22 protein-coding genes are annotated in these 26412 nt (G+C 39.7%); 16 read left to right on the top strand and 6 right to left on the bottom strand.

Annotation, left to right across the window (positions count from 1 at the left end; genetic code table 11):
• Positions 1 to 22 precede the first annotated feature (22 nt).
• Together HPC41_RS20020 and guaB are read right to left on the bottom strand one after the other, a co-directional pair.
• Positions 23 to 2302 carry an ATP-dependent helicase gene (locus tag HPC41_RS20020; protein WP_172395879.1) on the bottom strand — a complete coding sequence of 760 codons (2280 nt, stop codon included), beginning with the start codon at positions 2300 to 2302 and terminating at the stop codon, positions 23 to 25.
• Between the two features lie 144 nt (positions 2303 to 2446).
• Complete coding sequence (guaB, locus tag HPC41_RS20015; RefSeq protein ID WP_172395878.1) at positions 2447 to 3922, bottom strand: IMP dehydrogenase; 1476 nt, start codon at positions 3920 to 3922, stop codon at positions 2447 to 2449.
• Between the two features lie 222 nt (positions 3923 to 4144).
• On the opposite strand from guaB, the gene HPC41_RS20010 reads away from it, so the two are divergent.
• From HPC41_RS20010 to rodA, 11 genes are all read left to right on the top strand, one after another.
• A complete protein-coding gene (locus tag HPC41_RS20010) occupies positions 4145 to 4621 on the top strand; it encodes a hypothetical protein (protein WP_172395877.1) in 477 nt (158 codons plus the stop codon).
• A 258-nt stretch (positions 4622 to 4879) separates the two neighbouring features.
• Entirely contained in the window at positions 4880 to 7867 is a 2988-nt protein-coding gene (gene secDF / locus HPC41_RS20005; protein ID WP_172395876.1) for a protein translocase subunit SecDF, read from the top strand.
• Positions 7868 to 7980: 113 nt separating this feature from the next.
• Complete coding sequence (locus HPC41_RS20000) at positions 7981 to 8418, top strand: MarR family winged helix-turn-helix transcriptional regulator (protein WP_172395875.1); 438 nt, start codon at positions 7981 to 7983, stop codon at positions 8416 to 8418.
• A 2-nt stretch (positions 8419 to 8420) separates the two neighbouring features.
• Positions 8421 to 9425: an NAD(P)/FAD-dependent oxidoreductase gene (locus HPC41_RS19995; protein WP_172395874.1), complete on the top strand. Its 1005-nt coding sequence runs from the start codon at positions 8421 to 8423 to the stop codon at positions 9423 to 9425.
• 2 nt (positions 9426 to 9427) lie between these two features.
• Positions 9428 to 9760: a 2Fe-2S iron-sulfur cluster-binding protein gene (locus tag HPC41_RS19990; protein ID WP_216660837.1), complete on the top strand. Its 333-nt coding sequence runs from the start codon at positions 9428 to 9430 to the stop codon at positions 9758 to 9760.
• 251 nt (positions 9761 to 10011) lie between these two features.
• Positions 10012 to 11319, top strand: a complete 1308-nt coding sequence (locus HPC41_RS19985; RefSeq protein WP_172395872.1) for an NAD(P)/FAD-dependent oxidoreductase — start codon at positions 10012 to 10014, stop codon at positions 11317 to 11319.
• Between the two features lie 448 nt (positions 11320 to 11767).
• The gene (locus tag HPC41_RS19975) at positions 11768 to 12790 is read left to right on the top strand and encodes a rod shape-determining protein (protein ID WP_028071379.1); all 1023 of its coding nucleotides are present in this window, start codon (positions 11768 to 11770) and stop codon (positions 12788 to 12790) included.
• Positions 12791 to 12884: 94 nt separating this feature from the next.
• A complete protein-coding gene (mreC, locus tag HPC41_RS19970; RefSeq protein ID WP_172395870.1) occupies positions 12885 to 13727 on the top strand; it encodes a rod shape-determining protein MreC in 843 nt (280 codons plus the stop codon).
• On the top strand, positions 13720 to 14238 hold the full coding sequence (locus HPC41_RS19965; protein WP_172395869.1) for a rod shape-determining protein MreD: 519 nt from the start codon (positions 13720 to 13722) through the stop codon (positions 14236 to 14238). Before mreC ends, HPC41_RS19965 begins: the two co-directional genes overlap by 8 nt.
• A gap of 27 nt (positions 14239 to 14265) precedes the next feature.
• A complete protein-coding gene (gene mrdA, locus HPC41_RS19960; RefSeq protein WP_172395868.1) occupies positions 14266 to 16248 on the top strand; it encodes a penicillin-binding protein 2 in 1983 nt (660 codons plus the stop codon).
• Positions 16241 to 17506 carry a rod shape-determining protein RodA gene (gene rodA, locus HPC41_RS19955; RefSeq protein WP_172395867.1) on the top strand — a complete coding sequence of 422 codons (1266 nt, stop codon included), beginning with the start codon at positions 16241 to 16243 and terminating at the stop codon, positions 17504 to 17506. Before mrdA ends, rodA begins: the two co-directional genes overlap by 8 nt.
• 25 nt (positions 17507 to 17531) lie before the next feature.
• On the opposite strand, the gene HPC41_RS19950 is transcribed toward rodA, so the two are convergent.
• From HPC41_RS19950 to HPC41_RS19935, 4 genes are read right to left on the bottom strand one after another with little or no spacing between them, the layout of a single operon-like run.
• Complete coding sequence (locus tag HPC41_RS19950; protein ID WP_172395866.1) at positions 17532 to 18383, bottom strand: nucleoside phosphorylase; 852 nt, start codon at positions 18381 to 18383, stop codon at positions 17532 to 17534.
• Positions 18383 to 19000, bottom strand: a complete 618-nt coding sequence (locus tag HPC41_RS19945) for an IMPACT family protein (RefSeq protein ID WP_172395865.1) — start codon at positions 18998 to 19000, stop codon at positions 18383 to 18385. Before HPC41_RS19945 ends, HPC41_RS19950 begins: the two co-directional genes overlap by 1 nt.
• Positions 18997 to 19866, bottom strand: coding sequence for an EamA family transporter (locus tag HPC41_RS19940; RefSeq protein ID WP_172395864.1), 870 nt, complete (start codon positions 19864 to 19866; stop codon positions 18997 to 18999). The genes HPC41_RS19945 and HPC41_RS19940 overlap by 4 nt, the downstream gene beginning before the upstream one ends.
• 14 nt (positions 19867 to 19880) lie before the next feature.
• Positions 19881 to 20366 (bottom strand): thermonuclease family protein, encoded by a 486-nt coding sequence (locus HPC41_RS19935; protein WP_172395863.1) that lies wholly within the window; start codon positions 20364 to 20366, stop codon positions 19881 to 19883.
• 524 nt (positions 20367 to 20890) lie between these two features.
• Between HPC41_RS19935 and HPC41_RS19930 the strand changes: the two genes are divergently transcribed.
• The 5 genes from HPC41_RS19930 to HPC41_RS19910 all read left to right on the top strand — a co-directional run bounded on the left by HPC41_RS19930 (position 20891) and on the right by HPC41_RS19910 (position 26356).
• Positions 20891 to 21715, top strand: coding sequence for a prephenate dehydratase (locus HPC41_RS19930; protein WP_172395862.1), 825 nt, complete (start codon positions 20891 to 20893; stop codon positions 21713 to 21715).
• 117 nt (positions 21716 to 21832) lie between these two features.
• Positions 21833 to 22945: a chorismate mutase gene (locus tag HPC41_RS19925; RefSeq protein WP_172395861.1), complete on the top strand. Its 1113-nt coding sequence runs from the start codon at positions 21833 to 21835 to the stop codon at positions 22943 to 22945.
• Positions 22945 to 24192, top strand: a complete 1248-nt coding sequence (aroA, locus tag HPC41_RS19920; RefSeq protein WP_172395860.1) for a 3-phosphoshikimate 1-carboxyvinyltransferase — start codon at positions 22945 to 22947, stop codon at positions 24190 to 24192. The genes HPC41_RS19925 and aroA overlap by 1 nt, the downstream gene beginning before the upstream one ends.
• Positions 24193 to 24408: 216 nt before the next feature.
• A complete protein-coding gene (aroC, locus tag HPC41_RS19915; RefSeq protein WP_172395859.1) occupies positions 24409 to 25515 on the top strand; it encodes a chorismate synthase in 1107 nt (368 codons plus the stop codon).
• Positions 25502 to 26356, top strand: a complete 855-nt coding sequence (locus tag HPC41_RS19910) for an ROK family protein (protein ID WP_172395858.1) — start codon at positions 25502 to 25504, stop codon at positions 26354 to 26356. Before aroC ends, HPC41_RS19910 begins: the two co-directional genes overlap by 14 nt.
• The last annotated feature ends 56 nt before the right edge of the window (positions 26357 to 26412 follow it).

Here is a 26412-nt window from a genome sequence, read left to right as displayed (position 1 = left end):
AAGATCTCGTTTTGGTATTTTATTATTGAATTATTCTAAGTTTTGCAAATTTAAGCAACAATTGTTTCTGTCCCAACTCCTTAAAGAAAATAGTTGCTTTTATATCTCCTTTGTTCCCCTCTAGATTGACAACCTTACCAAATCCAAAGCGTTCATGTTCAACTTCCATGCCGACTTGAAGATTTGACGTGTCAGAAGGAGCAAAACCCGCAGTAGGTTTGTGGGCTTTGGGCAGTATAGACGTTGTTTTAACCATTGCTTTTGGCTTAGGTTTAGAAAACGTATCATCACTGTCCTTTTGTTGCCATGCAATTCGTTCGCCTTGAAAACTGCCGGCTGAGGCGGAAGTTTGTCGTGGTTTAAAATCCAGGGCAAGACAAGCAGGATTCAATTCATCCAAAAAACGACTGGGTTCGCAATTATTCAACGTTCCCCAACGATATCGCGAAGTAGCATACGAAAGTAGTAATTTTTTTTCAGCTCTGGTAACAGCAACGTAAAAAAGTCTTCGTTCCTCTTCTAATTCTGATCTAGAATTCAAGGATAACTGAGATGGAAAAAGGTTTTCTTCCAAACCTACGATAAAAACTACCGGAAATTCAAGCCCTTTGGATGAGTGTATGGTCATCAACGAAACCGTATCTGCATTTGGGTCCTTATCGTTATCATCATTGGTCAATAATGCAATGTCCTGCATATAAATATCAAGACCGCGGTCTTCAATATCTTCCCGCTCAGAAAATTCTTTGATACCATTGAGTAGCTCCTGAATATTTTCATAACGAGCCAATCCTTCGACAGATTTATCCTCGTAGAGTTCTTTCAAGATACCACAATGCTGCGCAATATGCATAGCCGTATCAAATGCATTATTATTCTTTGCCAAGGCCTGAAAACTTTGTACCATTTGAGCAAATCCACCAACGGAAGTCGCACTGCGCCCGTCCAAAAACTGAGCAGCATTTGCGACAACATCCCAAATACGGTATTGATTCTGATCAGCAGCAATCATAATCTTTTCTATGGTCGTGTCTCCGATCCCCCGACGAGGGTAATTAATAACACGTTTTAAGGCTTCTTCATCATTGGGATTAAAGGTTAGCCGAAAATAAGCGATCAAATCTTTAATTTCCTTTCTTTGATAGAAAGAGGTACCACCATAGATTTTATAAGGTATATTGATCTTGCGCAAGGCTTCCTCCATGGCCCTTGATTGGGCATTCGTACGATAAAGAATAGCAAAATCTTTGTAATTGAGTCCTTTTAACGATTTTTCTTCAATAATCTGATCCGCAACGATCTTTCCTTCTTCATTATCTGAAAAAGCACGTGAAACCTTAATTTTTTCACCTTCTTCGTTATCCGAAAAAACATTCTTTTCGAGCTGGTTCTGATTATTGGCGATCACCGAGTTTGCCGCGTTGACAATCATTTTGGTGGATCTATAATTTTGCTCTAATTTGAAGATCTTCACATCTGGGTAATCCTTCTGGAAATTCAGGATATTCTGAATATTGGCTCCCCGAAAAGCATAAATTGACTGTGCATCATCACCAACCACACAGATATTTTCATTGACAGCGGCCAATCGTTTTACGATTAGATACTGGGAAAAGTTAGTATCCTGATACTCATCGACCATCAGGTAACGAAATTGATGTTGGTATTTGTGCAATACCTCCGGATGCTTGTTCAATAAAACGTTAGTCTTGAACAGGAGATCATCAAAATCCATGGCACCAGCGCGATAACAGCGTTGTGCGTAAGTCATGTAAATCTGTCCCAATTGCCCACGTCCATTTGAAATATCCTCAGCTAATATCGCCTCATTTTTATTGTATTCCTGGGGTGATATCAGGTTATTCTTCGCTTGTGATATCCGTCCGTAGACATGATTGACATTGTATAATTTATCATCCAGGTTCATCTCCTTTAGGATGGCACGCAGCAAACTTTTGGTATCGTCAGTATCGTAGATGGTAAAATTCCGGGGGTATCCTATCATTTCCGCTTCTACCCGAAGTATTTTTGCGAATACGGAGTGGAATGTTCCCATCCAAATATTTTTCGCTTCGCTTCCTACAACAGAAACAATACGCGCGCGCATCTCCTTGGCCGCTTTATTCGTAAATGTCAATACCAAGATATTGAATGGATCAACGCCTTTTTGAATCAAATGTGCGACACGATAAGTAATCACCCGTGTTTTTCCTGAACCAGCACCTGCAACAATCATGACAGGGCCTTCTGTTTGCTCTACGGCTCCTCGTTGTGAAGGGTTTAAACCCGCTAAATAATCCAAATTAACTCCTTAAATTTTAAAACCTGAGAATAGGGTATAAAAGTACAAATTTCCTCCCGATCACTAGGGCTATCACGCCAATATTTTTGCACAAAAAAATCCGACAATTCAAAATCATCGGATTTTTTTGCTATTCACTTATGTTTAATTTCTACTATTATAGTTTGGAGACTCTTTCGTAATAGAGATATTATGTGGATGAGATTCCCTCAAGCCAGCACCTGTAATACGAACAAATTGGGCTTCCTGTAGTTTTTCAATTGTAGCAGCACCGCAATAACCCATTGATGCACGCAATCCACCGATATACTGATATACGACTTCAGCTAATGTGCCTTTGTAAGGAACACGCCCTACAATTCCTTCTGGAACCAACTTTTTGATATCATCTTCTACATCTTGGAAATAGCGGTCCTTAGAACCTTTTTCCATCGCTTCAATAGATCCCATACCACGATATGATTTAAATTTACGGCCTTCGTAAATAATCGTCTCGCCCGGAGCCTCTTCTACTCCAGCAAATAAAGAACCTGCCATAATTGTGCTTGCTCCAGCAGCAATAGCCTTTGCGATATCACCAGTTTGTTTGATACCACCATCAGCGATCAATGGCACTCCAGTTCCCTTAAGCGCTTTAGCAACTTCATACACCGCATAAAGTTGTGGAACCCCTACACCAGCAATAATACGGGTTGTACAGATCGATCCAGGCCCGATACCTACTTTTACGGCATCGGCACCAGCTTCGGCCAAGGCCGTTGCAGCTGCACCGGTTGCGATATTCCCAACAATCACTTGCAATTCAGGAAAGGTGGATTTCACCAATTTCAATTTGTCAATAACGCCTTTAGAATGTCCGTGTGCTGTATCAATAGTGACAACATCTACGCCCGCTTTTACCAAAGCTTCAACGCGGTCCAAGGTATCTGGCGTAACGCCTACCGCCGCTCCTACCAATAAACGACCGTGACTATCTTTGGCTGCATTTGGATAATGCTTATATTTTTGGATATCCTTAAAGGTGATTAAACCCTTCAGAATTCCTTCATTGTTGACAACTGGAAGTTTTTCGATTTTCTCATTCTGAAGAATTTCCTCCGCTTTCACCAAATCCGTTCCTTCGGGGGCAACGACAAGATTATCTTTTGTCATGAGCTCATTGATCGGACGGCGCATATCTTTTTGAAAACGAAGATCACGGTTGGTTACGATACCCACTAATTGACCTTTTTCATTGACCACTGGAATCCCTCCGATCTTATGTTCCTTCATAATATTAAAGGCATCACCAACGGTAGCAGAGGCTAACAATGTAACCGGATCTTGGATCATACCGCTTTCTGAACGCTTCACTTTGCGTACTTCAGCAGCTTGTTCTGCAATCGTCATGTTCTTATGTAACATACCAATACCGCCCGCTTGCGCGATCGCAATTGCTAAATCAGCACCAGTTACCGTATCCATTGCTGCTGAAACCAATGGAATATTTAATTTGATTTTTTTTGTCAGTGCGGTACTCGTATCAACGTCACGTGGTAAAATTTCAGAATAAGCTGGAATTAATAAGACGTCATCGTAAGTGAGACCTTCTGCTACGAATTTTTGTGGATCTAATTGCATGGCAAATATGTATTGGGTTTTCTATTTGCCAGGCAAATTTAAGAAAAATAAGCAATATTAAAAAATAAAATACACAAATTACAATCCATAGACAAATTAGAACAATTATGAATTGCTGCCATTGTCTATTTTAGTGTGTTGCGCATTTTTTTTGGCAAGCTATTTGCTTTTGATAACACGAAAAGTTATTTTAATTAATGAAAATATAAAGAAAAGATAATTATGAAAAAGACATTACTCTCATTAGCTGCTGTTGCAGCATTAGCTTTCGGCGCGAACGAAGCAAAAGCACAATCACCACAACGCGCTGCTATCGGTGTTGTTTTTGATGGTACTGGTGGTGACCTGTGGGGGGTTCAATACAAGCAATCTTTTGGCGGAACAAACAATGGTCAAGCGCAAGTGATGTTTGATGACAACGTTGTTGCTGTAGGTGCTGACTATCAATATGCTAGACCATTCCGTGGTGTAAATGGACTAGGATGGTATGCAGGTATTGGTGCGCAATTGACATTTCTTGATGCTGGAAATGACGATATGACGCTTGTTGGTTTGAGACCACAATTGGGTTTGGAATTTAAAATCCCTGCTGCCCCTATCGGATTTCACGCAGACTGGAAACCAGACTGGAGATTGAATCATGGCAATGATTTCGATGCTTCAACTTTCACTTTCGGTATTAAATATACATTGAGATAGTATAAAAGAATTATAAAAAAAGGCCCTGCTCAGATTTGAGCAGGGCCTTTTTTTATAAAATAAATCCATTAAAAAATTTCTTTTTTTCAGCATTTCTTCTAATTTTATGCCTTTGACCTAAATGGCATAAATAAAGCTTTTCATTCTACAAAAATTTTATACCTTTGCCATTCTTGGTAAAGTGTGATTAAACAAGAACTAATTATCAATTACATAAACAGTATTTAACATTAAAATTAATACAATTAATAACAGACGATGCAAGGTAAAGGGCTGATTAAACTTTTAGTGATAGTGGTGTCATTAGCGTGTCTATACTCCCTATCATTTACTTGGGTGACCCGCAAGGTGGAGCAAGATGCTGAGAATTTTGCCAAAGGAGATTTGGCAAAAGAAAAGAGCTATCTAGACTCTATGGCAGGTGAAGTGGTGTACAATTTAGGTTTTGCGAAATACACCTATAGGGAAGCAAAAGCGAATGAACTGGCTTTAGGATTGGATTTAAAAGGTGGTATGAATGTTACCATGGAGATCTCATTGGATGAGTTGATCCGTAATCTAGCCAACAATCCAAAAGATGAGAAATTCAACAAAGCGTTGGAACAAGCGGTAGCAAAAAGCAAAACCAGTCAAAAAACGGTCGTAGCTTTATTTATGGAAGAATATAAATCCATTGGAGCTTCTACCCCACTTTCGACGTTCTTTTCTACAAAAGACAATGCTTCATTAATTAAACCAGGTGATTCTGATTCAAAAGTTGAATCATTCCTTCAAAAAGAAGCTGACAACGCCATTCAAAATTCGTACAAAGTACTACGTACACGTATTGATAAATTCGGTGTTGCTTCACCAAACATCCAGATTCAACAAGGTACAAACCGTATCTTAGTGGAATTGCCAGGTGTAAAAGACGAGAGCCGTGTTCGTAACCTACTTCAAGGTTCGGCGAAATTAGAGTTCTATGAGACTTACACCAATCAAGAAGTTTACCCTGTATTAGAAAATATTGACAGAACATTAGCAACTACTTTAAAAGCTGCGCCAGCTGCAAATAATAAAACCGCTGCTGACACAACGAAAAAGGCAGACGATTTATTGTCCAACTTAACCGGTGGTCAAAAAGACACGAAAGCTAAGAAAGACAGTGCAGCACTTAATCTAGGTCAGAAAAACCCATTATTTGAAATTTTACGCCCAGCTGTTTATATGGGCGAAAACCAGCAGATGGCACTTATGCCCGGTGCTATGGTTGGTATTGCTTCATTGAAAGATACCGCTAAAGTAAATGCTTATTTGCAACGCCCAGAAGTAAAATCAATTCTTCCAGGTAACTTAAAGCTCTTATGGGCTGTAAAACCAGAGCAAAAAACACCAGAGCAACTTTCCCTATATGCGATCAAAGCCGTCGGGGCGGATAATGGTGCTGTATTGACAGGTGACGTCATCACTGATGCGAATGCCAACTTTGATGAGAAAAACCAACCTGTTGTTGGGATGCAAATGAATAATGAAGGTGCACGTGAATGGAAGAAAATCACGGCAAAAGCTGCTCAAAACAGAGACGCCATTGCAATTGTCTTAGATAACGTAGTTTATTCCGCTCCATCTGTTAATGGTGAAATTCCAAATGGAAGCTCATCCATCTCAGGTTCGTTTACTGTAGAGGACACAAAAGATTTAGCAAACGTATTGAAAGCTGGCCGTCTTCCGACTACAGCTAAAATCGTTGAAGAAGCAGTTGTTGGTCCGACATTAGGGCAAGCAGCAATTGACGCAGGTATCAACTCCGCGGTCATCGGTATTATCGTTGTGATGATCTTCATGATTGCGTACTACAACACTGCAGGTATTGTGGCTAACATTGCTGTCTTGTTGAACGTATTTATTATCATGGGGGTATTAGCCTCACTCAATGCCGTACTCACGTTACCCGGTATTGCTGGTATCGTATTGACAATGGGTACCGCCGTCGATGCAAACGTACTGATCTATGAACGTATCCGTGAGGAATTGGGCCTAGGAAAATCAATTCGTCAGGCGGTTGCCGATGGTTATAAACACGCTTTACCTTCGATCTTAGATTCACAGATCACGACCTTCTTGATCGGTATCATCTTATTCTTGTTTGGTAGTGGTCCAATTTTAGGTTTCGCAACAACATTGATGGTGGGTATTATCACATCATTGTTTACGGCAATACTTGTCACACGTGTTATTTTCGAATGGATGCTGGAAAAAGATATCAAAATTAAAGTGTCTTTCCCTTGGTCTGCAAACACCTTGCATAATGCAAACTTCAAATTCGTTCAAAAACGCAAAGTATTCTATGCGATCTCTGTTGTAGCGGTCTTAATTTCCGCAGCTTCAATTTTCACAAAAGGTTTCAGTTTAGGTGTAGATTTCCAAGGTGGACGTACCTATACCGTTCGTTACGATAAACCAGTTGATCCGGAAGCTGTACGTAGCAATTTGGATGATATCTTCCAAAAAACAACGGAAGTCAAAGTATTTGGTGCATCAAACCAACTTCGTGTGACAACAACATATCATATCGAAGAAACTTCCGATGCGGCTGATAAAGAAGTATTGGATAAATTGAATCAGGGGCTATCTAAAGTAGATGCTTCCAACAAACATGAAATCCTGTCCTCACAAAAAGTAGGACCGAGTATCGCGTCTGATATCAAATCAAGAGCAACTAGCTCAGCAATCTTCTCTATTATCATCGTAGCGGCTTATATCTTAATCCGTTTCCGCAAATGGGAATACTCTGTGGGTGCAGCTATTGCAACCATACACGATGCCATTATTCTATTAGGTTTATTCTCCTTATTGGATGGTATTGTCCCATTCTCATTGGATATTGACCAACACTTTGTGGCGGCCATCTTAACGGTAATCGCATACTCGGTGAATGATACCGTGGTTGTATTTGACCGCTTAAGAGAGTTCGTATCCAAACCGAACGCGCACAATGAAGATCTTGGTGATGTAGTCAATCATGCCATCAACTCGACATTGAGTAGAACAATTATTACCTCATTGACGATCATTTTCGTTCTTGCAGTCTTATTTATCTTTGGTGGTGAGGTTATCCGTGGATTCTCTTTTGCCATCTTGATTGGTGTCATCGTAGGTACCTATTCTTCTATTATCCTGGCTGCGCCTTCTGTTTACGATTTGCGTAAAGGAAAACATTTAGCTGAGGGTAACACGGCTAAAAAAGCTGAAGTAGTAAGACCATAATAAAATTAAAATAGTATAGAAAGGCGTTCAATATTTGAACGCCTTTTTTTATTGCATTCAAATTACTTGTTGTACTAAATATTTTAAATATATTTGTCATACTAAATATTTGTATGCTAAACGAAAAATTCGACCGTTATTCCTTCATCCTGGATCAAACCGCCAAGAAGGTTAAACAATTTGCACAATCGTCTTTTACGGAAAAGGGATTTGACATTACAGTGGATCAATGGGCTGTCTTAAAGGTACTCTACGAAACCGAACAACTATCGCAGAAAGAATTAGCCAGACGATGTGGCAAAGACCAGCCCACATTGACGCGTATCGTGGATATTCTACTGAAGAAAGGTTTGGCCGAGCGTGTCATTGATGAGACAGACCGCCGGAGTCTCTATCTGCATTTGACGGAAGAGGGGAAACTTAAGGTTGCATCCCTGTCCCCTATCGTTGCAGAAATCAGGATGAAAGCATGGGAGAAACTGACGGAAAAAGATTTCGAGGATTTTACGAGAATATTAAATACGATTTATAACAATTTAAATATATCATAGCTATGACAAATACTGATATTTGCATCATTGGTGCTGGACCAGTAGGATTATTTGCTGTATTTGAAGCTGGACTTCTAAAAATGAGGTGCCACCTGATTGATGTGTTACCTCAAGTTGGCGGCCAATTATCCGAAATATATCCCCATAAGCCAATTTATGATATACCAGGCTACCCGAGCATTACAGCGCAGGAGCTCATCGATAATCAACTTGAACAAATAAAGCCCTTTGCACCTACATTTACGTTAGGTGAGCGTGTCGAACAAATCGAAAAACAGGATGATGGCTCTTTTATTATTTCCACAGGTGACAATACGGAAGTGCATGCACAAGTGATTGTCATTGCAGGGGGACTTGGTTGCTTTGAGCCCCGTAAACCCGAAATCCACGACCTGCATCTTTATGAAGGCAAAGGCGTAGATTATATGGTTAAAGATCCTGCAAAATACAAGAACAAACGGATTGTTATTGCTGGCGGCGGTGATTCCGCACTGGATTGGACTTATCATTTGGCTGATATTGCACAACAAGTTACACTTATTCACCGGAGCGACTCTTTCCGCGGTGCACCGGATTCTGCAGAAAAAGTTTTTAAATTGGCGCAAGAAGGAAAGATCAATTTACTCCTGTCTCATAATTTGAGCAATATACACGGCAATGGAACCCTCACTGCGATCGAAACAGTAAATAAAGAGAAAGAAACGACAGCAGTCGAAGCCGATTATTTTATTCCATTATATGGCTTGACGCCCAAACTTGGACCAATTGCTGACTGGGGACTAAATATCGATAAAAACGCGATTGAAGTAAATACCTTTGATTATTCGACCAACATTGAGCGCATCTACGCTATTGGTGATATCAACACCTACCCGGGCAAGCTTAAACTCATCTTATGTGGATATCACGAAGCCGCATTGATGTGCCAAAGTGCTTTTAAGTTTGTTTATCCTGATCAAAAATTGAGCTTTAAATATACAACCGTTAACGGTATAAATACATTTTAGTGATGGAAGATAATTTGATACAAGTAACCGTTATCGATCGTGATGGCACAGAAAACAGAATTGATGTCCCGACAGATATCAATCTATCACTAATGGAAATTCTAAAAGCATCTGAATACGACATACTGGCTACCTGCGGTGGTATGGCACTCTGCGCCACATGCCATATTGAAGTCGTTGAAGGCATAGAAAATCTTTCGGAAGCCAGCGATCAGGAATTGGATATGCTCGACACCTTACCTGATGCTGACGAGCAAAGTCGACTGGCCTGCCAACTTCGTCTTCATCCGAATAACAACGGTATGAAAATCAGACTAAAAGGTTCGTTGCAATAACAAAGTCATTGTGTATAAAATACACAATGACTTTGTTCGCTATACAAGTTTTTTTAGATCACCTTTTGAGCCGTAAAAGACTTAAAACCAAAACACTACAAAATATTTTATTAAAGGAATTAGCCTTATAACGATAAATTTCACAATGTATTGCCATAATAAATAAATATTTTTTAGCTTTTTGGTTCAAAATTTAAGATATTTGCAGCTTAATTCGATTGTACGAATTTTTACAACAAACTATTAAAAATATGCCAAGCAATAGTTCAAATAGAAAATTCCCCAGAGTAATCATTATTGGTGCTGGATTTGGAGGAATTGAAGTTGCTAAAAAGCTTAAAAATAAGGAAGTTGAAGTTCTCTTATTGGATAGAAACAATTTTCACACCTTCCAACCATTAATGTACCAAGTTGCTACGGGTACGCTTTCCGCGGACTCCATTTCCTTCCCGGTCCGAAAAATGTTCAAAAATCAGGATAACTTCCATTTTAGACTTGCCGACGTAAAAAGCATCGACAATGAGGCTAAAGTTGTTAAGACTGATATTGGAGATTTCGACTATGACTATTTGGTTGTGGCCACGGGTGCAACGACAAATTTTTTCGGCAATCAGCAGATCACCAAATATGCCCTGCCAATGAAAAACATTCAAGAGGCACTTAATATAAGAAGTTACGTTCTTCAAAACCTTGAAGAGGCTGTCATGATCGCGAATCCCGAAGATCGTAAGCCAAATTTAAACTTTGTAATCGTTGGCGGTGGCCCTACAGGGGTAGAACTTTCTGGTGCTATTGCAGAAATTAAGAATAATGTTTTGGAAAAAGACTATCCTGAATTGAATAAATCAGAAATGTCTGTTTACCTTGTAGAAGGTCTACCAAAAGTATTGGCCAACCTATCCGAAAAAGCGTCAAAAAACTCCGAGAAATATCTGAAAGATTTAGGCGTTGAAGTATTATTAAATGTACAGGTAACTGGGTACGACGGTAAAGCCATTACTTTCGCTGACGGCAGAAGCATTGAAACAAAAACAGTTATTTGGGGTGCCGGCGTTGCTGGCCAATATCCGGATGGATTCAAAAAAGAGGTCATCCAACGTGGCAATCGCATTCAAACAGATGATCAATGTCGCGTAATTGACATGCCAGGTGTGTATGCCATTGGTGACGTATCTGCATTTATTACAGAAGACCTACCGCGTGGCCTACCGGGTGTAGCACCAGTAGCACAGCAGCAGGGCGGATATGTAGCGAAACATATCCTTCAAACAATGTCCAATCAACCTACTGAAAAATTCAGTTATTTTGACAAGGGATCAATGGCTACCGTAGGACGTAACAAGGCGGTTGTAGACATGGGTAAGATTCATTTCAGTGGTTTCTTTGGATGGATGACTTGGATGTTTGTTCACTTAATGTCTATTTATGGGTTTAGAAATAAGTTGATCACATTTGTCAACTGGTCGGTCAAGTTTTTCACTAAAAACAGTGGTGTCCGTTTAATCTTCCATAAATTCAACAAACCGGCTCCAGAAGAACAAGCAAAAACGGTACAATAGAGACCAATAAATAAATTTGTAAAAACAGGATTAATCTGTTCTTCAATCAAAAACGAATGCCATTATTTTATTTAATAATGGCATTCGTTTTTCTTCCTTATCCCACTTCCAAGCAATGGAAACTTGATCGAAAAAAAAATTCGCATTCATCCCTTGGCTGTTTCCTTTCGTAGGACCGCCACCTATCATCCACAACATGCAAGCGCTTATATCAGCTGGCAAAGATTTCAAAAACACATGTTTATTTCACCTCGCAAATCGCAGCTAACAAAAAATAAGTTGAAGCAAGAAGTAACAATTCTAGATTATATTCGTTAAATTTAAGAACAGTTTTTTCCAGATAGAATTTACTTGCAGAATATAGTTTTTTTTGATGTAGAACCTCAAAAAGATTAATTTTTTTTGTGTAGGTTTGCATATTATTTTAAAATAGCTTAAGGATTAGCAAATGGGCTTATTTAATTGGTTTACGCAAGAAGTTGCGATTGACTTGGGTACTGCGAACACCCTGATAATTCATAATGACAAGGTAGTAGTGGATGAGCCTTCTATTGTTGCATTTGACCGCACCACTAACAAAGTGATTGCCATCGGTCGACAGGCCATGCAAATGGAAGGTAAAACACACGACAATATAAAAACAGTAAGACCTTTACGTGATGGAGTAATTGCTGATTTTACAGCTGCTGAACATTTGATCAGAGGCATGGTAAAATTAGTTAACAATGGTAAGAGTTGGTTTTTCCCATCGCTACGTATGGTTGTTTGTATTCCATCAGGCATCACGGAAGTAGAAAAAAGAGCTGTACGTGATTCTGCAGAAATTGCGGGTGCGAAAGAAGTCTATTTAATTCATGAACCAATGGCTGCTGCTGTAGGTATCGGTATTGATGTAGAAGAACCAATGGGGAACATGATTATAGATATCGGAGGGGGTACAACAGAAATTGCTGTCATCGCGCTGTCTGGTATTGTATGTGATCAATCCATCCGTGTGGCAGGTGATAACTTTGACTCCGACATTGTTCAATACATCCGTAGACAACATAACATTATGATCGGTGAACGTACAGCAGAGAAGATCAAGATTGAAGTAGGTGCTGCACTTCCGGAGTTGCAGGAACCTCCTGCTGATTTTGCCGTACAGGGTCGTGACTTGATGACCGGTGTTCCTAAACAGATCACTGTTTCATATACAGAAATTGCCCATTGTTTGGACAAATCAATTTCTAAAATCGAAGAAGCTATCTTAAAAGCACTTGAAATTACTCCACCGGAGCTATCTGCCGATATTTACCAAACAGGCATCTACCTTACAGGGGGTGGTGCCTTATTACGTGGTTTAGATCGTCGTATTCAAGCAAAAACGAAGCTTCCTGTCCATATCGCCGAAGATCCACTTCGTGCCGTTGTCAGGGGTACTGGTATTGCGCTTAAAAATATTGGCCGATTCAAATTCTTGATGCAGTAATTAACGTTCGATAATTAACAAGATTTTATTAAAGAGCGATATAATATGCAAAATTATTATATCGCTTGCTTATTATAAATACCCACGATAAAAAATGAGAAACCTTTGGTTATTCCTGAGACGATACAATGCATTCTTTTGGTTTATCCTATTTTTTGGATTCTCGTTATTTTTGATTATTACCAACAATTCGTTTCAACGCAATTCTGTATTAAACTCTTCCAACCGTGTGATCGGTAGCTTATATGCAAAAGTAAACTCCTGGAAAAGTTATTTACATCTGGATGAGACTAATGATGCTTTGGCCAAAGAAAATGCGCAATTGCGGAAAGACCTTCAGGCTTACAAATCGACAGATAGTATCAAAATTGGCCCCGTACCAGTCATAGATAGTAGCGAATTTGGGCGTTATCAATTTATTGTTGCGAATGTAATTAACAATAGTATTCATCAGAAAGCCAATACGATTACATTGGGTAAGGGCAGCAAAGATGGTATAGAGAAAGGAATGGGGGTCATTGCCCCGAATGGCGTTGTTGGTATTGTATTAAACGTTTCCCCAAATTTTTCTACGGTACAATCATTATTACATCCTGACACTCGTATTTCTGTCACCTTGGGGCATAGTGAAGTTTTTGGATCGCTGGTCTGGGGCAACAATATCGATTATCGCGCAGCAACAGTTAAAGAAATCCCTAATCATATTAAAGTAAACAAAGGAGATAAAGTCTATACCTCAGGCTATTCCGGCCATTTTCCGAAAGGTATTTTTGTCGGAACGGTTATTCAAACGGGGATCTCTTCTGGAGATGCATTTTTGGATCTACGCCTGCTTTTAAGCACCAATTTTTCTAATCTACAACACGTATATGTAGTAAAGGATTTATTAAGTAAAGAATTAAAAACTTTGGAGGAATCGACTAAGGACAATGGCTAGGATTCTAATATTTAATATCATTCGATTTATCGTCCTGATCGGGATGCAAGTATTTTTATTCCAAAATATTGGTTATTACAATCTGGCTGCGGCATTTCCCTATATTCTATTTATCTTTTTACTGCCAACAGGGACACCTAATTTTCTAGTTTACCTGATTGCTTTTTTAACGGGACTGACCGTAGATTCGTTTTACGATACACTTGGCGTCAATACTGCCGCTTGTGTGGCGTTGGCAGCCTTCCGCATTTTCTTTATGAAGATTACACTCGAAGTAGAGGAACGTGAATCTTTTCTTACACCAATGCTGGGATTGATGAATGTGAGGTGGTTTTTTTCCTTTATCTTTTTTGGTACATTGATTCATCATACATTCCTGTATCTACTGGAATCTTTCTCACTTCAGCATATTCAATATACATTACTTAGCATTGTTTTAAGTTGTATATTTACCGTAATTATCATGCTGTTATTTAGTATTTTATTCTACAAAAAGAAAGATCGGTTGTAGTAGATCGATGGATAGAAATTTATTTCTATGAATAGTTTTTTTGCTCGCAAGTACGTTGTTTCCGGAATCTTTGTCGCCATCGTCCTGACTTTGATTGCCCGTCTATTTTATTTACAGATTATCGACGACTCCTACATACATTCGGCGAATAGCAATGTCATGCGGAAGGTAATTGTATACCCCGCAAGAGGTGTTATTTTGGACCGTAAGGGGAAAGTACTGGTACAAAATGAACCTGTTTATGACCTGATGGTCACGCCCCGTGAAGTCAAAGAAATCGATACTGCCTTGTTTTGTAGATTAGTTGAGATTGATAAAGAAGGCTTTATCAAACGTATGGAAAAAGCCAGGGCCCATTCCCCATATAGAGCATCGATTTTTGAAAAACAATTATCCGTACGGACATGGGCACAGTACCAAGAATATCAATACCAATTTCGTGGATTTTATGTACAAAAACGAACTATCAGAAGCTATCCAGATAGTATTGCCGCTCAATTTTTAGGTTATGTCAGTGAGGTAAATGACAAAGACATTGAACGGTCTAATGGATTCTACCGTAGTGGCGACTATATCGGAAGGAGTGGTGTCGAACGATCCTACGAAGATCTCATTCGGGGGAAAAGAGGCGTTAACAATTTAATGGTCGATGCGCTGAACCGTCCAAAAGGTATATTTATGGAAGGGAAGTACGATACCCTAGCCGTTGCGGGTGAAGGCTTAGTCTCCTCCCTAGATAAGGATCTTCAAATTTTAGGTGAAAACCTCATGAAAAATAAGCTAGGATCCATTGTTGCCATTGAACCAGCAACTGGAGAAATATTAGCCTATGTGAGCAGTCCAAGTTATGATCCGAATCTTATGGTAGGTCGTCAGGTCGGCAATAATTACATGAAGCTACTGAATGATGAAACCAAACCTCTTTTTAACCGGCCAATTCAAGCGTCATATCCCCCAGGGTCAGTATTTAAAGTTGTTTCGGCATTAACTGCACAGCAGGCCGGGGTGATTGACCGCAATACCGTATTTTTCTGCCCACATGGCTATAGTTATGGTGGTGGACGAGGTTGGATGGGATGTACCCACTATCATGGATCAACGACCTTACAACGTTCTGTAGCCGTATCCTGTAATACATATTATGGATTTACCTACGCTAAAATGATCGATGGCCGCGGCCTTTCCGGACCTAAAGCCTATGATTTATGGCGAAATGCAGTTACACAATTCGGAATCGGACATAAATTAGGGATTGATCTTCCTGGAGAAAAAGCAGGTTTATTACCCACATCGGAATTTTATACAAAACGTTACGGCAATGACAAGTGGCGCTCAAGCTTCAATATCTCTTTGTCCATTGGGCAAGGTGAGATGGGTATCACGCCATTGCAGATGGCCAATATCATGGCCATCGTAGCCAACAAAGGTTTTTACTATAGACCGCATCTCATCAAAGGTATTGGCACGCAAAAAATTGCAAAAAAAGAATTTACCGAAAAGATCAGTGCTGGTGTAGATGAACGATATTATCCTGTGGTTATACAGGGAATGAGCGATGCCGTAAACACGCCCGAAGGAACAGCTTGGGCGAACCGTATACCCGGTATTGAAATGTGCGGAAAGACAGGTACCGCTCAAAATCCACATGGCGAAAATCACGCCGTATTTTTCGCATTTGCACCCAGGGAAAATCCAAAAATTGCGATAGCAGTATTTGTGGAAAATGCGGGTTATGGTGGAACATGGGCTGGTCCGATTGCCAGTATGATGGTCGAAAAATATTTGAAAGACACGATTACAGCACCAAAGTATATTCAGGACCGTATTTATAAGGCAAACTTCCTTCCCGCACCAAAGAAAATAGTGGATTCCAAAAATAAGGATGCCAAGAAAACGGATTCGGTCAAATCAAAAACAGATACGATTAAATCGAAACGTCAGACGGCAGCTTTAATAAAACCAAAGGAAACAATTGTTCACCATAGTGAGGTAAAAAGAAGATATGAATAATCAAAAAAATAGTTTCTTTGGAAAAATAGATTGGTTAACAATCATATTATGGTTATCACTATGCCTAATAGGACTTTTCAATATCCGTGCAGCTGTTTTTAATCCGGAGATGCCAGGTTTTTTCATGTTAGGAACCAATTATGGAAAGCAATCTTTGTATCTGATCTCCGCAATCATCCTCGGTATATCTATTCTGATAATCGACGCTAAGTTTTTCAGTTCTGCTTCACCAATATTCTATGGGATCACAGCCATACTCCTCGTCGTTGTGTTGGTTGTTGGACGAAATGTGGGTGGAAACCAGGCTTGGATTGATTTGGGTTTCTTCCGATTGCAACCGTCAGAGTTTGCCAAGCTCTCCACCTGTTTACTGTTGGCCAACTTTTTAAGTGCGCAGAGCAATAAAGCGCCCACCATGCAGACCTTGGCAATGGGTGCTGGAATTGTACTTTTTCCTGTATTCTTGGTTATGCTACAGCCCGATACTGGTTCAGCACTTGCTTTCTTTTCGTTGATTTTTGTATTTTACCGCGAAGGTTATGTCAACAATGAATTACTGATATTCGGAGGGCTATGTATCCTACTTTTTGTTTTATCCCTTCTATTCAATCCTTGGATCCTAATATTGATACTAGCTGCTATTATCGGTTTTTTCATGTGGAGCTTCCGGAAAAAGAGAAAGTATATCATCAATTTGAGTATTCTCTTCGCTGCCTGTACCGCATTTATATTATGCGTTGACTTAGTTTATGACCACGTACTACAGCCCCACCAACGTGACCGGATCGATATCATTCTAGGCAAGACCCAAGATCTTAAAGATAAAGGATATAATTTGAATCAGTCCAAAATCGCCATTGGATCCGGACAATTCTGGGGAAAAGGTTATTTACAAGGGACGCAAACAAAATATAACTTTGTACCTGAGCAAAGTACCGATTTTATTTTCTGCACCGTAGGCGAAGAATGGGGCTTTGTTGGTTCGGTAACATTGCTTGCCATTTACCTCACCTTACTTTTACGCATTATTCATATTGCGGAACGACAGCGCTCGGCCTTCGCGAGGATTTATGCATATGGTGTAGCTTCTATCCTATTTTTCCACTTATTTATCAATATAGGAATGACAATAGGTATTGTCCCGGTTATCGGGATTCCGCTCCCTTTTGTCAGCTACGGCGGATCCTCATTATGGAGCTTTACGATACTACTCTTTATTATGCTAAAATTTGATTCTAACAGAAAAGGAGTCGTTTAACTCGCCTGCGTTAGTGGATATTTTTTTAAATCCTTTCCAGTACCAGCTGAATAGCTTTTTCAACGACCGCTTCGGGATCCGATGAGAATTTTCCTGCTACCCTACTTGCTAAAATGGCGTTTATGGATACTGCCTGATGGCCAAGCATACTAGCCAGCGCATAGATCCCGGCGGTTTCCATTTCTAGGTTAGTCAAGCGGAGGCCGTTGTACTTAAATGAATTTATCAAGGGAATGAGATCCGGAATCGTGTTATCTGATCTTAGGGAGCGTCCTTGCGGCCCGTAAAACCCCGGCGCAGTCAGAGTCATTCCTTTTTGCAGGTCAAAAGCAATACGTTCTAATAAGCCCTTACCCGCACGTGCTACGTAAGGTTTTAAATTCAATTGGGGGAAATGTCGAATCAAAGAACTTTGTATATTTAGTTCAACCTCGTCATAAGGTTTTTGATAGTATTGCATCAGTGCATCAAACCCTATCCCATACGTGGAGGCGAGTATGCTTCCCATTTCGATATCCGCTTGTACAGCGCCTGAGGTACCGATTCGCACGATATCCAAAACTGTGAGCTCGCTCTTCAGCGTCTTATTCTGAAAATCGATATTGACCAATGCGTCCAATTCATTCAAAACAATATCAATATTGTCTGTTCCGATACCTGTCGAAATCACGCTCAGTCGTTTAGTGCCGATATATCCTGTATGGGTAATAAACTCACGTTTCCCTTTTTTGAGTTCTATACGATCAAAATATTTCGAAACCTTCGCGACACGGTCGGGGTCCCCTACCGTAATAATTGTTGTGGCTAAATCCGCTGGCAATAAATTTAAATGATAAATACTTCCATCTGGATTTAAAATAAGTTCGGCATTATTCATTATATTGTTCTTAAATAATTCAATTCACAACCTTCTATTTTTGAAAAACGTTCGACAACCCGGTTAACTTGCATTTTGCGTACCTCAAATTCCAGGTAACAATTATTGTCAAATTGTTGCTTTTCAATTTCCAGCCCCTCCTCTTTAATAATACGCATGACATCATTCATATTCAGGTAGTCAAAAGTTATCCCGTAGCTATCGTTAACTGTCCGTTCGATGATCTTAGCTTGATCCAATGCATCCTGAGTTGCCGATTTATATGCATTGATCAAACCTGGTACGCCTAACAGGGTTCCACCAAAATAGCGGACAACAACGACCATTACATTGGTGATATCTACTGAGAGCAGGGCATTCAATATTGGACGACCCGCAGTCCCAGAAGGCTCGCCATCATCGTTTACCCGAAACACATTACGATCTGGACTCAGTCGATAGGCCCAACAATGATGCCTTGCTTTCGGATGTAGGACTTTCACATCCTGTAATACCTCTTTTAATGTTTCCTCAGACCTAAATGGAAATGCATAAGCAATAAATTTGCTCCCTTTATCACGAAAAATTCCTTCGTAATTTGTATCGATCGTTCGATAAGTATCTTCAAATAAGCTCACAGATATGCGATAATTAAAACTGAAACAATGGAAAGAGCGATACCTAGGTAATTCAACCCAGATAGTCTCTCTTTAAAAAATACCACACCAACCAAAGCGCCCAGAGAAATTACCCCAATGTTCATTCCTGTAAAAACAATGGAAGGGTTTTCGGGTAGCGCCCGATGCGCTTTCATATAAAATAATATATTGCAAAAGTTGAAAGCACCCAAAATCAGGCCATAAGCTATGGCTTTGAAAGAAAAGAACTGCTTTTCAATCCAGATAAAATAGCCTAGTAATCCAAATGCAATCAGCATAGCCATGACAAATATAATAAACATCGAACTGACATAGGGAATCGTGACATGCAAAGCAACTTGCTTAAAGAGGATATCAATAATCCCCATCCCGATAAAAACAAGCAATGGATAGAGACTTCTATAGCGCATATCGGGCAAGTTTGTTATTGAAGCTGATTTGCGCCAACCAATGGAACATACGATCGCTAATAGGCCAAGCCCTATACCTAGTAATTTATTCCCTTGCAATCTTTCATCGAATACAAAAAATGATGCCAGTAGCGGTATAAACAAAGACAAGCGCTGCGCAACTTCTGTTTTTACCAAACCACTATAACGGATGGATAAAGCTATAAATACAAACATTCCAGGTAACAGTACCGCTAATGCTGTATAAAGCGGAAGCGGTAAGCTCGTCCAGCTCATTGACTCTATTTCGGGCTGCAGTATAAAATAAGTCAAAACAACTGCCATGGGATAATTCCATACGATCACTTGTTTTGTTTCTACGCCATCCTGTTTGGCCAATTTCAACAATACTGCTACAGTGACACTGCAAATAACACTAATTAGGACAAAAAACATCGTTCAGCTATTAATTAATTCCAAAGTCCACGCTTTGCTACCCGGGCCCTACGCTCTAATTTTATAAAAAAATCTGCATATTGCACATTAGGAGCTAAGGAATACGTTACGGCGTACCCCTGTTCCACCAGATCCGCGTTTACAAATTTCCCTCCAATATACACATAAGCCAGTAGTCTTCCATAACGATCCTTTTTCCCAACATCAAACACCAACTTAACATTTTTTCCGGTCAACATGGATCGCAGGTATTCTTTTGCCTCCTGCCCATAATAACCAACTTCTTTTCGGGCTGTTTTTCGTGTTTCGGGTGCATCAATTCCGATCAGTCGCACCCGCTCTCCCTTTTTACCACCACTTTCAATGACAAAGGTGTCGCCGTCAATGACGCGTTGCACTTTCACGTAGCGCTCCTCCCCTTTGTAAGAAAAACTTAAAAACAAGAAACAGATGATCGTAGCTGGTACCAAAAAATTCAATCGCTTTAGCATAAAATTCATATTTGAGCAAAGGTAATAAAATACTTTTTCAGCAAAAAACCTATAAAAAAGGCAATATTTTAACCATAAAATCGGCAATTTTTCATTAAAAAAAATACTAATAAAAAGACCAATTTTTCACCTATTTTTATCGTTAAAAAACCATGAAAAATACACACAAAAAACACATAATTAAATTATAACAATTTGAATATAAAATAATTAAATAATAAAACATCACAAAATACATTAAAAAAACATCTATTTTTAACACTAAAAAAAACGATAAAAAAACACTGTAAATGAGTTGTTTTTTTTATAAAAAATTATTTTTTTCTTTGATATTTCAAAAACATTCGTACATTTGAAATGTCAAAACAACAAAAGGATGAAGAGATCATATACATATTTCTATTTTAACTTCTTTTATTTTAAAAATAAGAGCCGGGATTAGATTGTGTATACATTAAAAATATAACAAGAAAGAGTCCCGGTTTAGATCACCGGGACTCTTTCTTGTTTAAGGGCAAAATAGCAACAAAAAAATGAGTTTAAAAATTGCGATACAAGGAGCAAAAGCTTCATTTCACGAGGAAGCCGCATTTAAATACTTTGGACGGGAAGTCGAGATTGTAGAATGTGATTCATTCAAAAAAACCTGTGAATTGCTTAAGCAAAGAAAAGTGGATTATATCGTTATGGCGATCGAAAATTCAATTGCCGGTAGCCTGCTACCAAACTATAATCTGCTTCGGGATTACAAATTCCATATCACAGGTGAAGTTTATCTCAATATTCAACAGAATTTGATGGTATTGCCAGGTGTTAAACTAAAGGATATCAAGCATATTGAATCACATCCGATAGCGATCCGTCAATGTGAGGAATTTCTTTCAGAGCTGGAAGGTGTACGTATTACAGAAGGATCCGACACTGCAGCTACTGCAAAAATGATCGCTGAACGAAAATTGACTGATACAGCTGCAATTGCAGGTACTTTAGCCGCTGAAATTTATGGGCTTGAGATTTTAGAGAAAAGAATCGAAACCAATAAAAAGAATGCAACGCGTTTTTTGGTTCTCTCAAATGAAGTGGTTGAGTACAAAAATGCGAATAAAGCATCTTTATCGTTCCAAACTGGAAATACGGTTGGATCACTAGCGACTATTTTACAATGTTTTGCCGAGCAAAACATTAACCTGAGCAAGATTCAGTCCATGCCTGTTATCGGAAAACGCAACGAGTATGACTTTTTTGTGGACGTTGAATGGAAGAAACAATCAGACTATGAAGCCGCAATCAGGAAAGTACTCAAACATAGTATCAATTTTAATATTATGGGCGAATACATCAAAAATGAGAAACTATAATCAACAATTTAATATTAGAAAATAATCAAACTTACCTGAATCTGCTGACAGGACAAATGACTTGCAGAACAAGCATGACGGCTTAACAGATTCAAATACCTTTAAAAATTTATTCGGATGAAAAATACATTAGAAATCACTCCTTTGAAATCATGGTTAGATACTGGAGACAAACCCTTAATTATTGCAGGCCCTTGTAGTGCAGAAACTGAAGAGCAATTGGTATCTACAGCGCATCTATTGGCAAATACTGGAAAAGTAAATATCTTACGTGCTGGTATCTGGAAACCACGCACACGTCCGGGTGAATTTGAAGGGATTGGTTCCATTGGTTTGGAGTGGTTGAAGAGAGCAAAAGAAGAGACCGGTTTATTAACAGCTACCGAAGTTGCTACAGCCAAGCACGTAGAGGAAGCTTTAGCTGCTGGTGTTGACGTACTTTGGGTAGGTGCGCGTTCGACGGCTAATCCCTTCACAGTACAAGAAATTGCTGACGCCCTACAGGGAGTAGATGTACCAGTTTTCGTAAAAAATCCGGTTAACCCAGATTTATCTTTGTGGATCGGCGCTTTGGAGCGTATCAATCGCGCTGGCATCAAAAAATTAGGTGCTATCCACCGGGGCTTCTCTTCTTACGAGAAAACAGCTTTCCGTAATGAACCGATGTGGGATCTTGCGATCCAATTAAAGACGGCTTGTCCTAATTTACCGATCATCAATGATCCAAGCCATATCTGTGGAAATCGTGAATTATTACCTTACATTGCACAAAAAGCAATGGACATGGACATGCAAGGTTTAATTATCGAATCACATATTGACCCCTCTGTTGCCTGGACGGATGCCAAACAACAGGTTACTCCAGCGGCTCTGGCGGAATTGATCGATCATTTAACATTACGTAAAGCGGATTCTGACAATCCTTCATTCGAGGACAAATTAGCAGAATTACGTAGCAACATCGATAAATTGGATGATTTAATTATTCAAAAAATCGGAGAACGTATGAAGATTGCTGAGAAAATTGGTGAATACAAACGTGATAACAACGTAACGATCTTACAGGTAAACCGTTGGGATGAGATTGTTCAAAAACGCACAAAACTTGCTGAAGCACTTTCTTTGGGCAGTGAGTTTGCAACAAAATTCCTAGAATTAATTCACAACGAATCTATCCGTAAACAAAATGCGGTCATGAATTCACAAGAACAACCTACAGCTGAAGCATAATGAAACAAGTCATCAAGCTGACGCATCCATCAAAAAAGATTAAAGGCACGGTTCAACTGACAGGATCAAAATCCGAGAGCAACCGTGCTCTTATTATCCAATCCTTGAGTAAAGGACAAGTTGATATCGCAAATCTTTCCGAAGCTGCCGACACAGTTACATTAAACCGTGTATTACAGATCGCTTCCAACCCGCAAGCAGGCTACAATACAATTGACATTGGTCCTGCAGGCACGGCAATGCGTTTTCTGACAGCCTATTTGAACCTTGTTCCCGGAAACTTTATTCTAACGGGAACCGAACGCATGCAACAGCGGCCAATTGGTATATTGGTTGATGCGATGAAAGAAATAGGCGCAGACATTCATTATGAAAAAAAAGCTGGCTACCCGCCACTAAAAATAGAAGGCGGATTGTTTCAGGGCAAGGACCGTGTCCGGATAAAAGGAAATATTAGCAGCCAGTATATCTCTGCGCTACTTTTAATCGCTCCAGCACTGAAAAAGGGGCTTACATTGGAAATCGAAGGCGAACTGACTTCCAGACCTTATGTATCCATGACCTTGGATATGCTAAAAAGTGTTGGTATACAGCACGAGTGGACAGCAAATGAAATTCATATTGCCCCACAAAGCTTTTCAAAAAGCACCATTTATGTGGAGCCAGATTGGAGTGCAGCCTCATATTGGTACGCTATTGTAGCCTTGGCAGAAGATGGCGCATCTATTGTCTTACCGGGACTAAAAAAAGACAGTTTGCAAGGCGATATTGCCATTGTTGATATTATGACGCATTTTGGTGTCCAATCCAGTTTTGAAGCCGATGGTCTACATCTTCAGAAAACGGCAATAGATTCGAAAAAAATAGTATTTGATTTCAAAGAATGTCCGGATCTCGCCCAGACGGTTGTTGTGGTTGCTGCCGCTTTAGGTCGCGACGTTTCTTTTACGGGTCTGGAGACATTAAAGATCAAAGAAACTGACCGAATTGCTGCACTACAGACTGAAATAGCAAAATTTGGCGCTGATTTGATCGAAGACAACGAAACCTATCACCTAAAAACAGCGCAAGTGTACCAGCCAACAGCGGTGACATTTGACACCTATGAAGACCACCGTATGGCAATGGCATTTGCTCCCCTTGCATTGGTTTTTGACCAGATCAGGATTGCGGAGCCACAGGTTGTCGAAAAATCGTATCCAGATTTCTGGAAACACCTACAGTCTCAATCTTTTATTATTGACTAATATTAAAAACCAGGAGAATACAACGATATGTCCCTGGTTTTTTCAACCTATATATACGTACTATTGACAGCCTTAATGACAACGAGGTGAACGCGATCACCGTAAAGGGCTTATACATAGTTTTACACGATCAAAATTGATAAAGTTGTATTTTACAACAGCGTTGTCATTGCATTTAAATGCAAATTTATCTAAGTTTATTGAAATTTAATTTTTATGGCAGGAAATTCATTTGGCGATTTATTCAGAATCAGCACTTTTGGCGAATCACACGGTAAAGCTATCGGTGTAATTATTGATGGTTGCCCCTCAAATATAACGATAGACGAAGAGTTTATACAATCTGAGCTGGATAAACGCAAACCGGGACAATCCCGGATTACCACACAACGAAAAGAAAGTGATACCGCCCAGATATTATCGGGTGTATTCGAAGGCAAATCGACCGGCACACCGATTGCCGTTGTCATACCAAATGAAGACCAACGTTCGAAAGATTATACGCACATCAAAGACATCTTTAGACCCTCTCATGCAGACTTCACCTACCAGATGAAATACGGCATACGTGACTATCGTGGCGGTGGTCGTTCTTCAGCCCGTGAGACAGCTGCAAGGGTTGCGGCAGGTGCAGTTGCAAAAAGCTTTTTAAAGCAATTTGGTATTCAAATTTTTGCCCATGTCTCTGGTGTGGGTACGATTGAAGCACCCAATTTAGATACAAAAGATCTTAACGCTTTACTTGATCTACGTGAATCCAATATCGCACGCTGTGCTGATCCGGCAACAGCCAATGAGATGGTCGAATTTATAGATTCGATCCGTAAAGCGGGTGATACGGTAGGAGGGCGTATTTCAGCAGTGATAAGGCATGTTCCCGTGGGCCTCGGAGAACCGGTATTTGATAAACTCCATGCTGACCTTGCAAAAGCCATGATGAGCATCAATGCTGTTCACGGTTTTGAATATGGGTCAGGTTTTGCAGGTTCAGAGTTGCGAGGTTCCGAACATAATGATATATTTGTAGCAGATGACCATGATTTAAATCAAGTGCATACACATACCAATTTCTCTGGGGGAATACAGGGCGGTATATCAAACGGTATGGATATTACCTTTAAAGTAGCATTCAAACCTGTTGCCACCATCATGAGAGACCAAGAAACAGTCGATATCCATGGCAATCCGGCCATCGCAAGTGGTAAGGGAAGACATGATCCTTGTGTTGTTTCGAGAGCGGTAATAATTGTAGAAGCCATGGCGGCACTTGTGATTGCGGATCATCTACTTAAACATCAAAGTTACAAACATGCTGCAAGATAATTATGTCGTAGGTGTTGACATTGGAGGCACTCATATTTCCGCCTGTATCATTGACACCAAACAATGGAATATACATTTAGAGAACGTGGTCAGAAACCACGTTTTTTCTCAAGGAGATGCTAAAACGATTTTACACACCTGGGCTTCCACAATACAGGAGATTATCCGTACCTCACCCACTGCTATTCAGTTCATTGGCATAGCAATGCCGGGACCATTTGACTATGAAAATGGTATTTCTAAAATGTTAGGTCAAAGCAAGTACGACAACTTGTATGATAAAGACATTAAAACCTTATTGTCTGCAGAGCTGGGTTTACCCCCTAATGCTGTTCATTTTATTAATGACGCTGCTGCTTTTTTACAGGGAGAAATATTTGTACAGAAACTACAAACTAATGCAAGAATACTTGGCATTACTTTGGGAACGGGATTGGGATCTGCAGTCTGGAACAAAGGCGAAAAGGCTTTCGATGCAGATCTATGGAATACACCTTACGAGGAAAGTATTTTTGAAGAATATTTGGTAACAAGATGGTTTGTCAAACGATTCAAAGAGGTCACAGGTAAGGATGTTACTGGATTAAAGGAAATTCTCGACAATCACCGTGAAACAACCGCATTCGCGACAATCAAAGATGAATATGCGAAGCATCTATTTGATTTTATGCGATTTTTCGAAGAAAAATACCAGACGAATATCTTTATTATTGGTGGCAACATCGCAAAAGCACTTCCTATCTTTATTGCGGATCGGGAAGAATTCAATAGATTTATCATCTACACAGCAATACTGGGTGAGAAGGCCGCAATGATTGGCGCTGCAAGTATATTCAGTTAGCGAACGAAGAGTAGGGTTACGAAAAGAACTAAATACCCATTCATTTAATGAATCGG

Origin of the sequence: Sphingobacterium prati (assembly GCF_013167215.1) — a bacterium.
Classification (GTDB): Bacteria; Bacteroidota; Bacteroidia; order Sphingobacteriales; family Sphingobacteriaceae; genus Sphingobacterium; species Sphingobacterium prati.
The sequence above is the reverse complement of the archived record's forward strand: the minus strand, read 5'-3'. Positions and strand labels throughout refer to the sequence as shown.

Bases quoted from the DNA above. Each gene is read 5' to 3' on its own strand.
- guaB (WP_172395878.1), bottom strand. From the start codon at position 3,922: ATGCAATTAGATCCACAAAAATTCGTAGCAGAAGGTCTCACTTACGAT.
- HPC41_RS20010 (WP_172395877.1), top strand. From the start codon at position 4,145: ATGAAAAAGACATTACTCTCATTAGCTGCTGTTGCAGCATTAGCTTTC.
- secDF (WP_172395876.1), top strand. From the start codon at position 4,880: ATGCAAGGTAAAGGGCTGATTAAACTTTTAGTGATAGTGGTGTCATTA.
- HPC41_RS20000 (WP_172395875.1), top strand. From the start codon at position 7,981: ATGCTAAACGAAAAATTCGACCGTTATTCCTTCATCCTGGATCAAACC.
- HPC41_RS19995 (WP_172395874.1), top strand. From the start codon at position 8,421: ATGACAAATACTGATATTTGCATCATTGGTGCTGGACCAGTAGGATTA.
- HPC41_RS19990 (WP_216660837.1), top strand. From the start codon at position 9,428: ATGGAAGATAATTTGATACAAGTAACCGTTATCGATCGTGATGGCACA.
- HPC41_RS19985 (WP_172395872.1), top strand. From the start codon at position 10,012: ATGCCAAGCAATAGTTCAAATAGAAAATTCCCCAGAGTAATCATTATT.
- HPC41_RS19975 (WP_028071379.1), top strand. From the start codon at position 11,768: ATGGGCTTATTTAATTGGTTTACGCAAGAAGTTGCGATTGACTTGGGT.
- mreC (WP_172395870.1), top strand. From the start codon at position 12,885: ATGAGAAACCTTTGGTTATTCCTGAGACGATACAATGCATTCTTTTGG.
- HPC41_RS19965 (WP_172395869.1), top strand. From the start codon at position 13,720: ATGGCTAGGATTCTAATATTTAATATCATTCGATTTATCGTCCTGATC.
- mrdA (WP_172395868.1), top strand. From the start codon at position 14,266: ATGAATAGTTTTTTTGCTCGCAAGTACGTTGTTTCCGGAATCTTTGTC.
- rodA (WP_172395867.1), top strand. From the start codon at position 16,241: ATGAATAATCAAAAAAATAGTTTCTTTGGAAAAATAGATTGGTTAACA.
- HPC41_RS19950 (WP_172395866.1), bottom strand. From the start codon at position 18,383: ATGAATAATGCCGAACTTATTTTAAATCCAGATGGAAGTATTTATCAT.
- HPC41_RS19940 (WP_172395864.1), bottom strand. From the start codon at position 19,866: ATGTTTTTTGTCCTAATTAGTGTTATTTGCAGTGTCACTGTAGCAGTA.
- HPC41_RS19935 (WP_172395863.1), bottom strand. From the start codon at position 20,366: ATGAATTTTATGCTAAAGCGATTGAATTTTTTGGTACCAGCTACGATC.
- HPC41_RS19930 (WP_172395862.1), top strand. From the start codon at position 20,891: ATGAGTTTAAAAATTGCGATACAAGGAGCAAAAGCTTCATTTCACGAG.
- HPC41_RS19925 (WP_172395861.1), top strand. From the start codon at position 21,833: ATGAAAAATACATTAGAAATCACTCCTTTGAAATCATGGTTAGATACT.
- aroA (WP_172395860.1), top strand. From the start codon at position 22,945: ATGAAACAAGTCATCAAGCTGACGCATCCATCAAAAAAGATTAAAGGC.
- aroC (WP_172395859.1), top strand. From the start codon at position 24,409: ATGGCAGGAAATTCATTTGGCGATTTATTCAGAATCAGCACTTTTGGC.
- HPC41_RS19910 (WP_172395858.1), top strand. From the start codon at position 25,502: ATGCTGCAAGATAATTATGTCGTAGGTGTTGACATTGGAGGCACTCAT.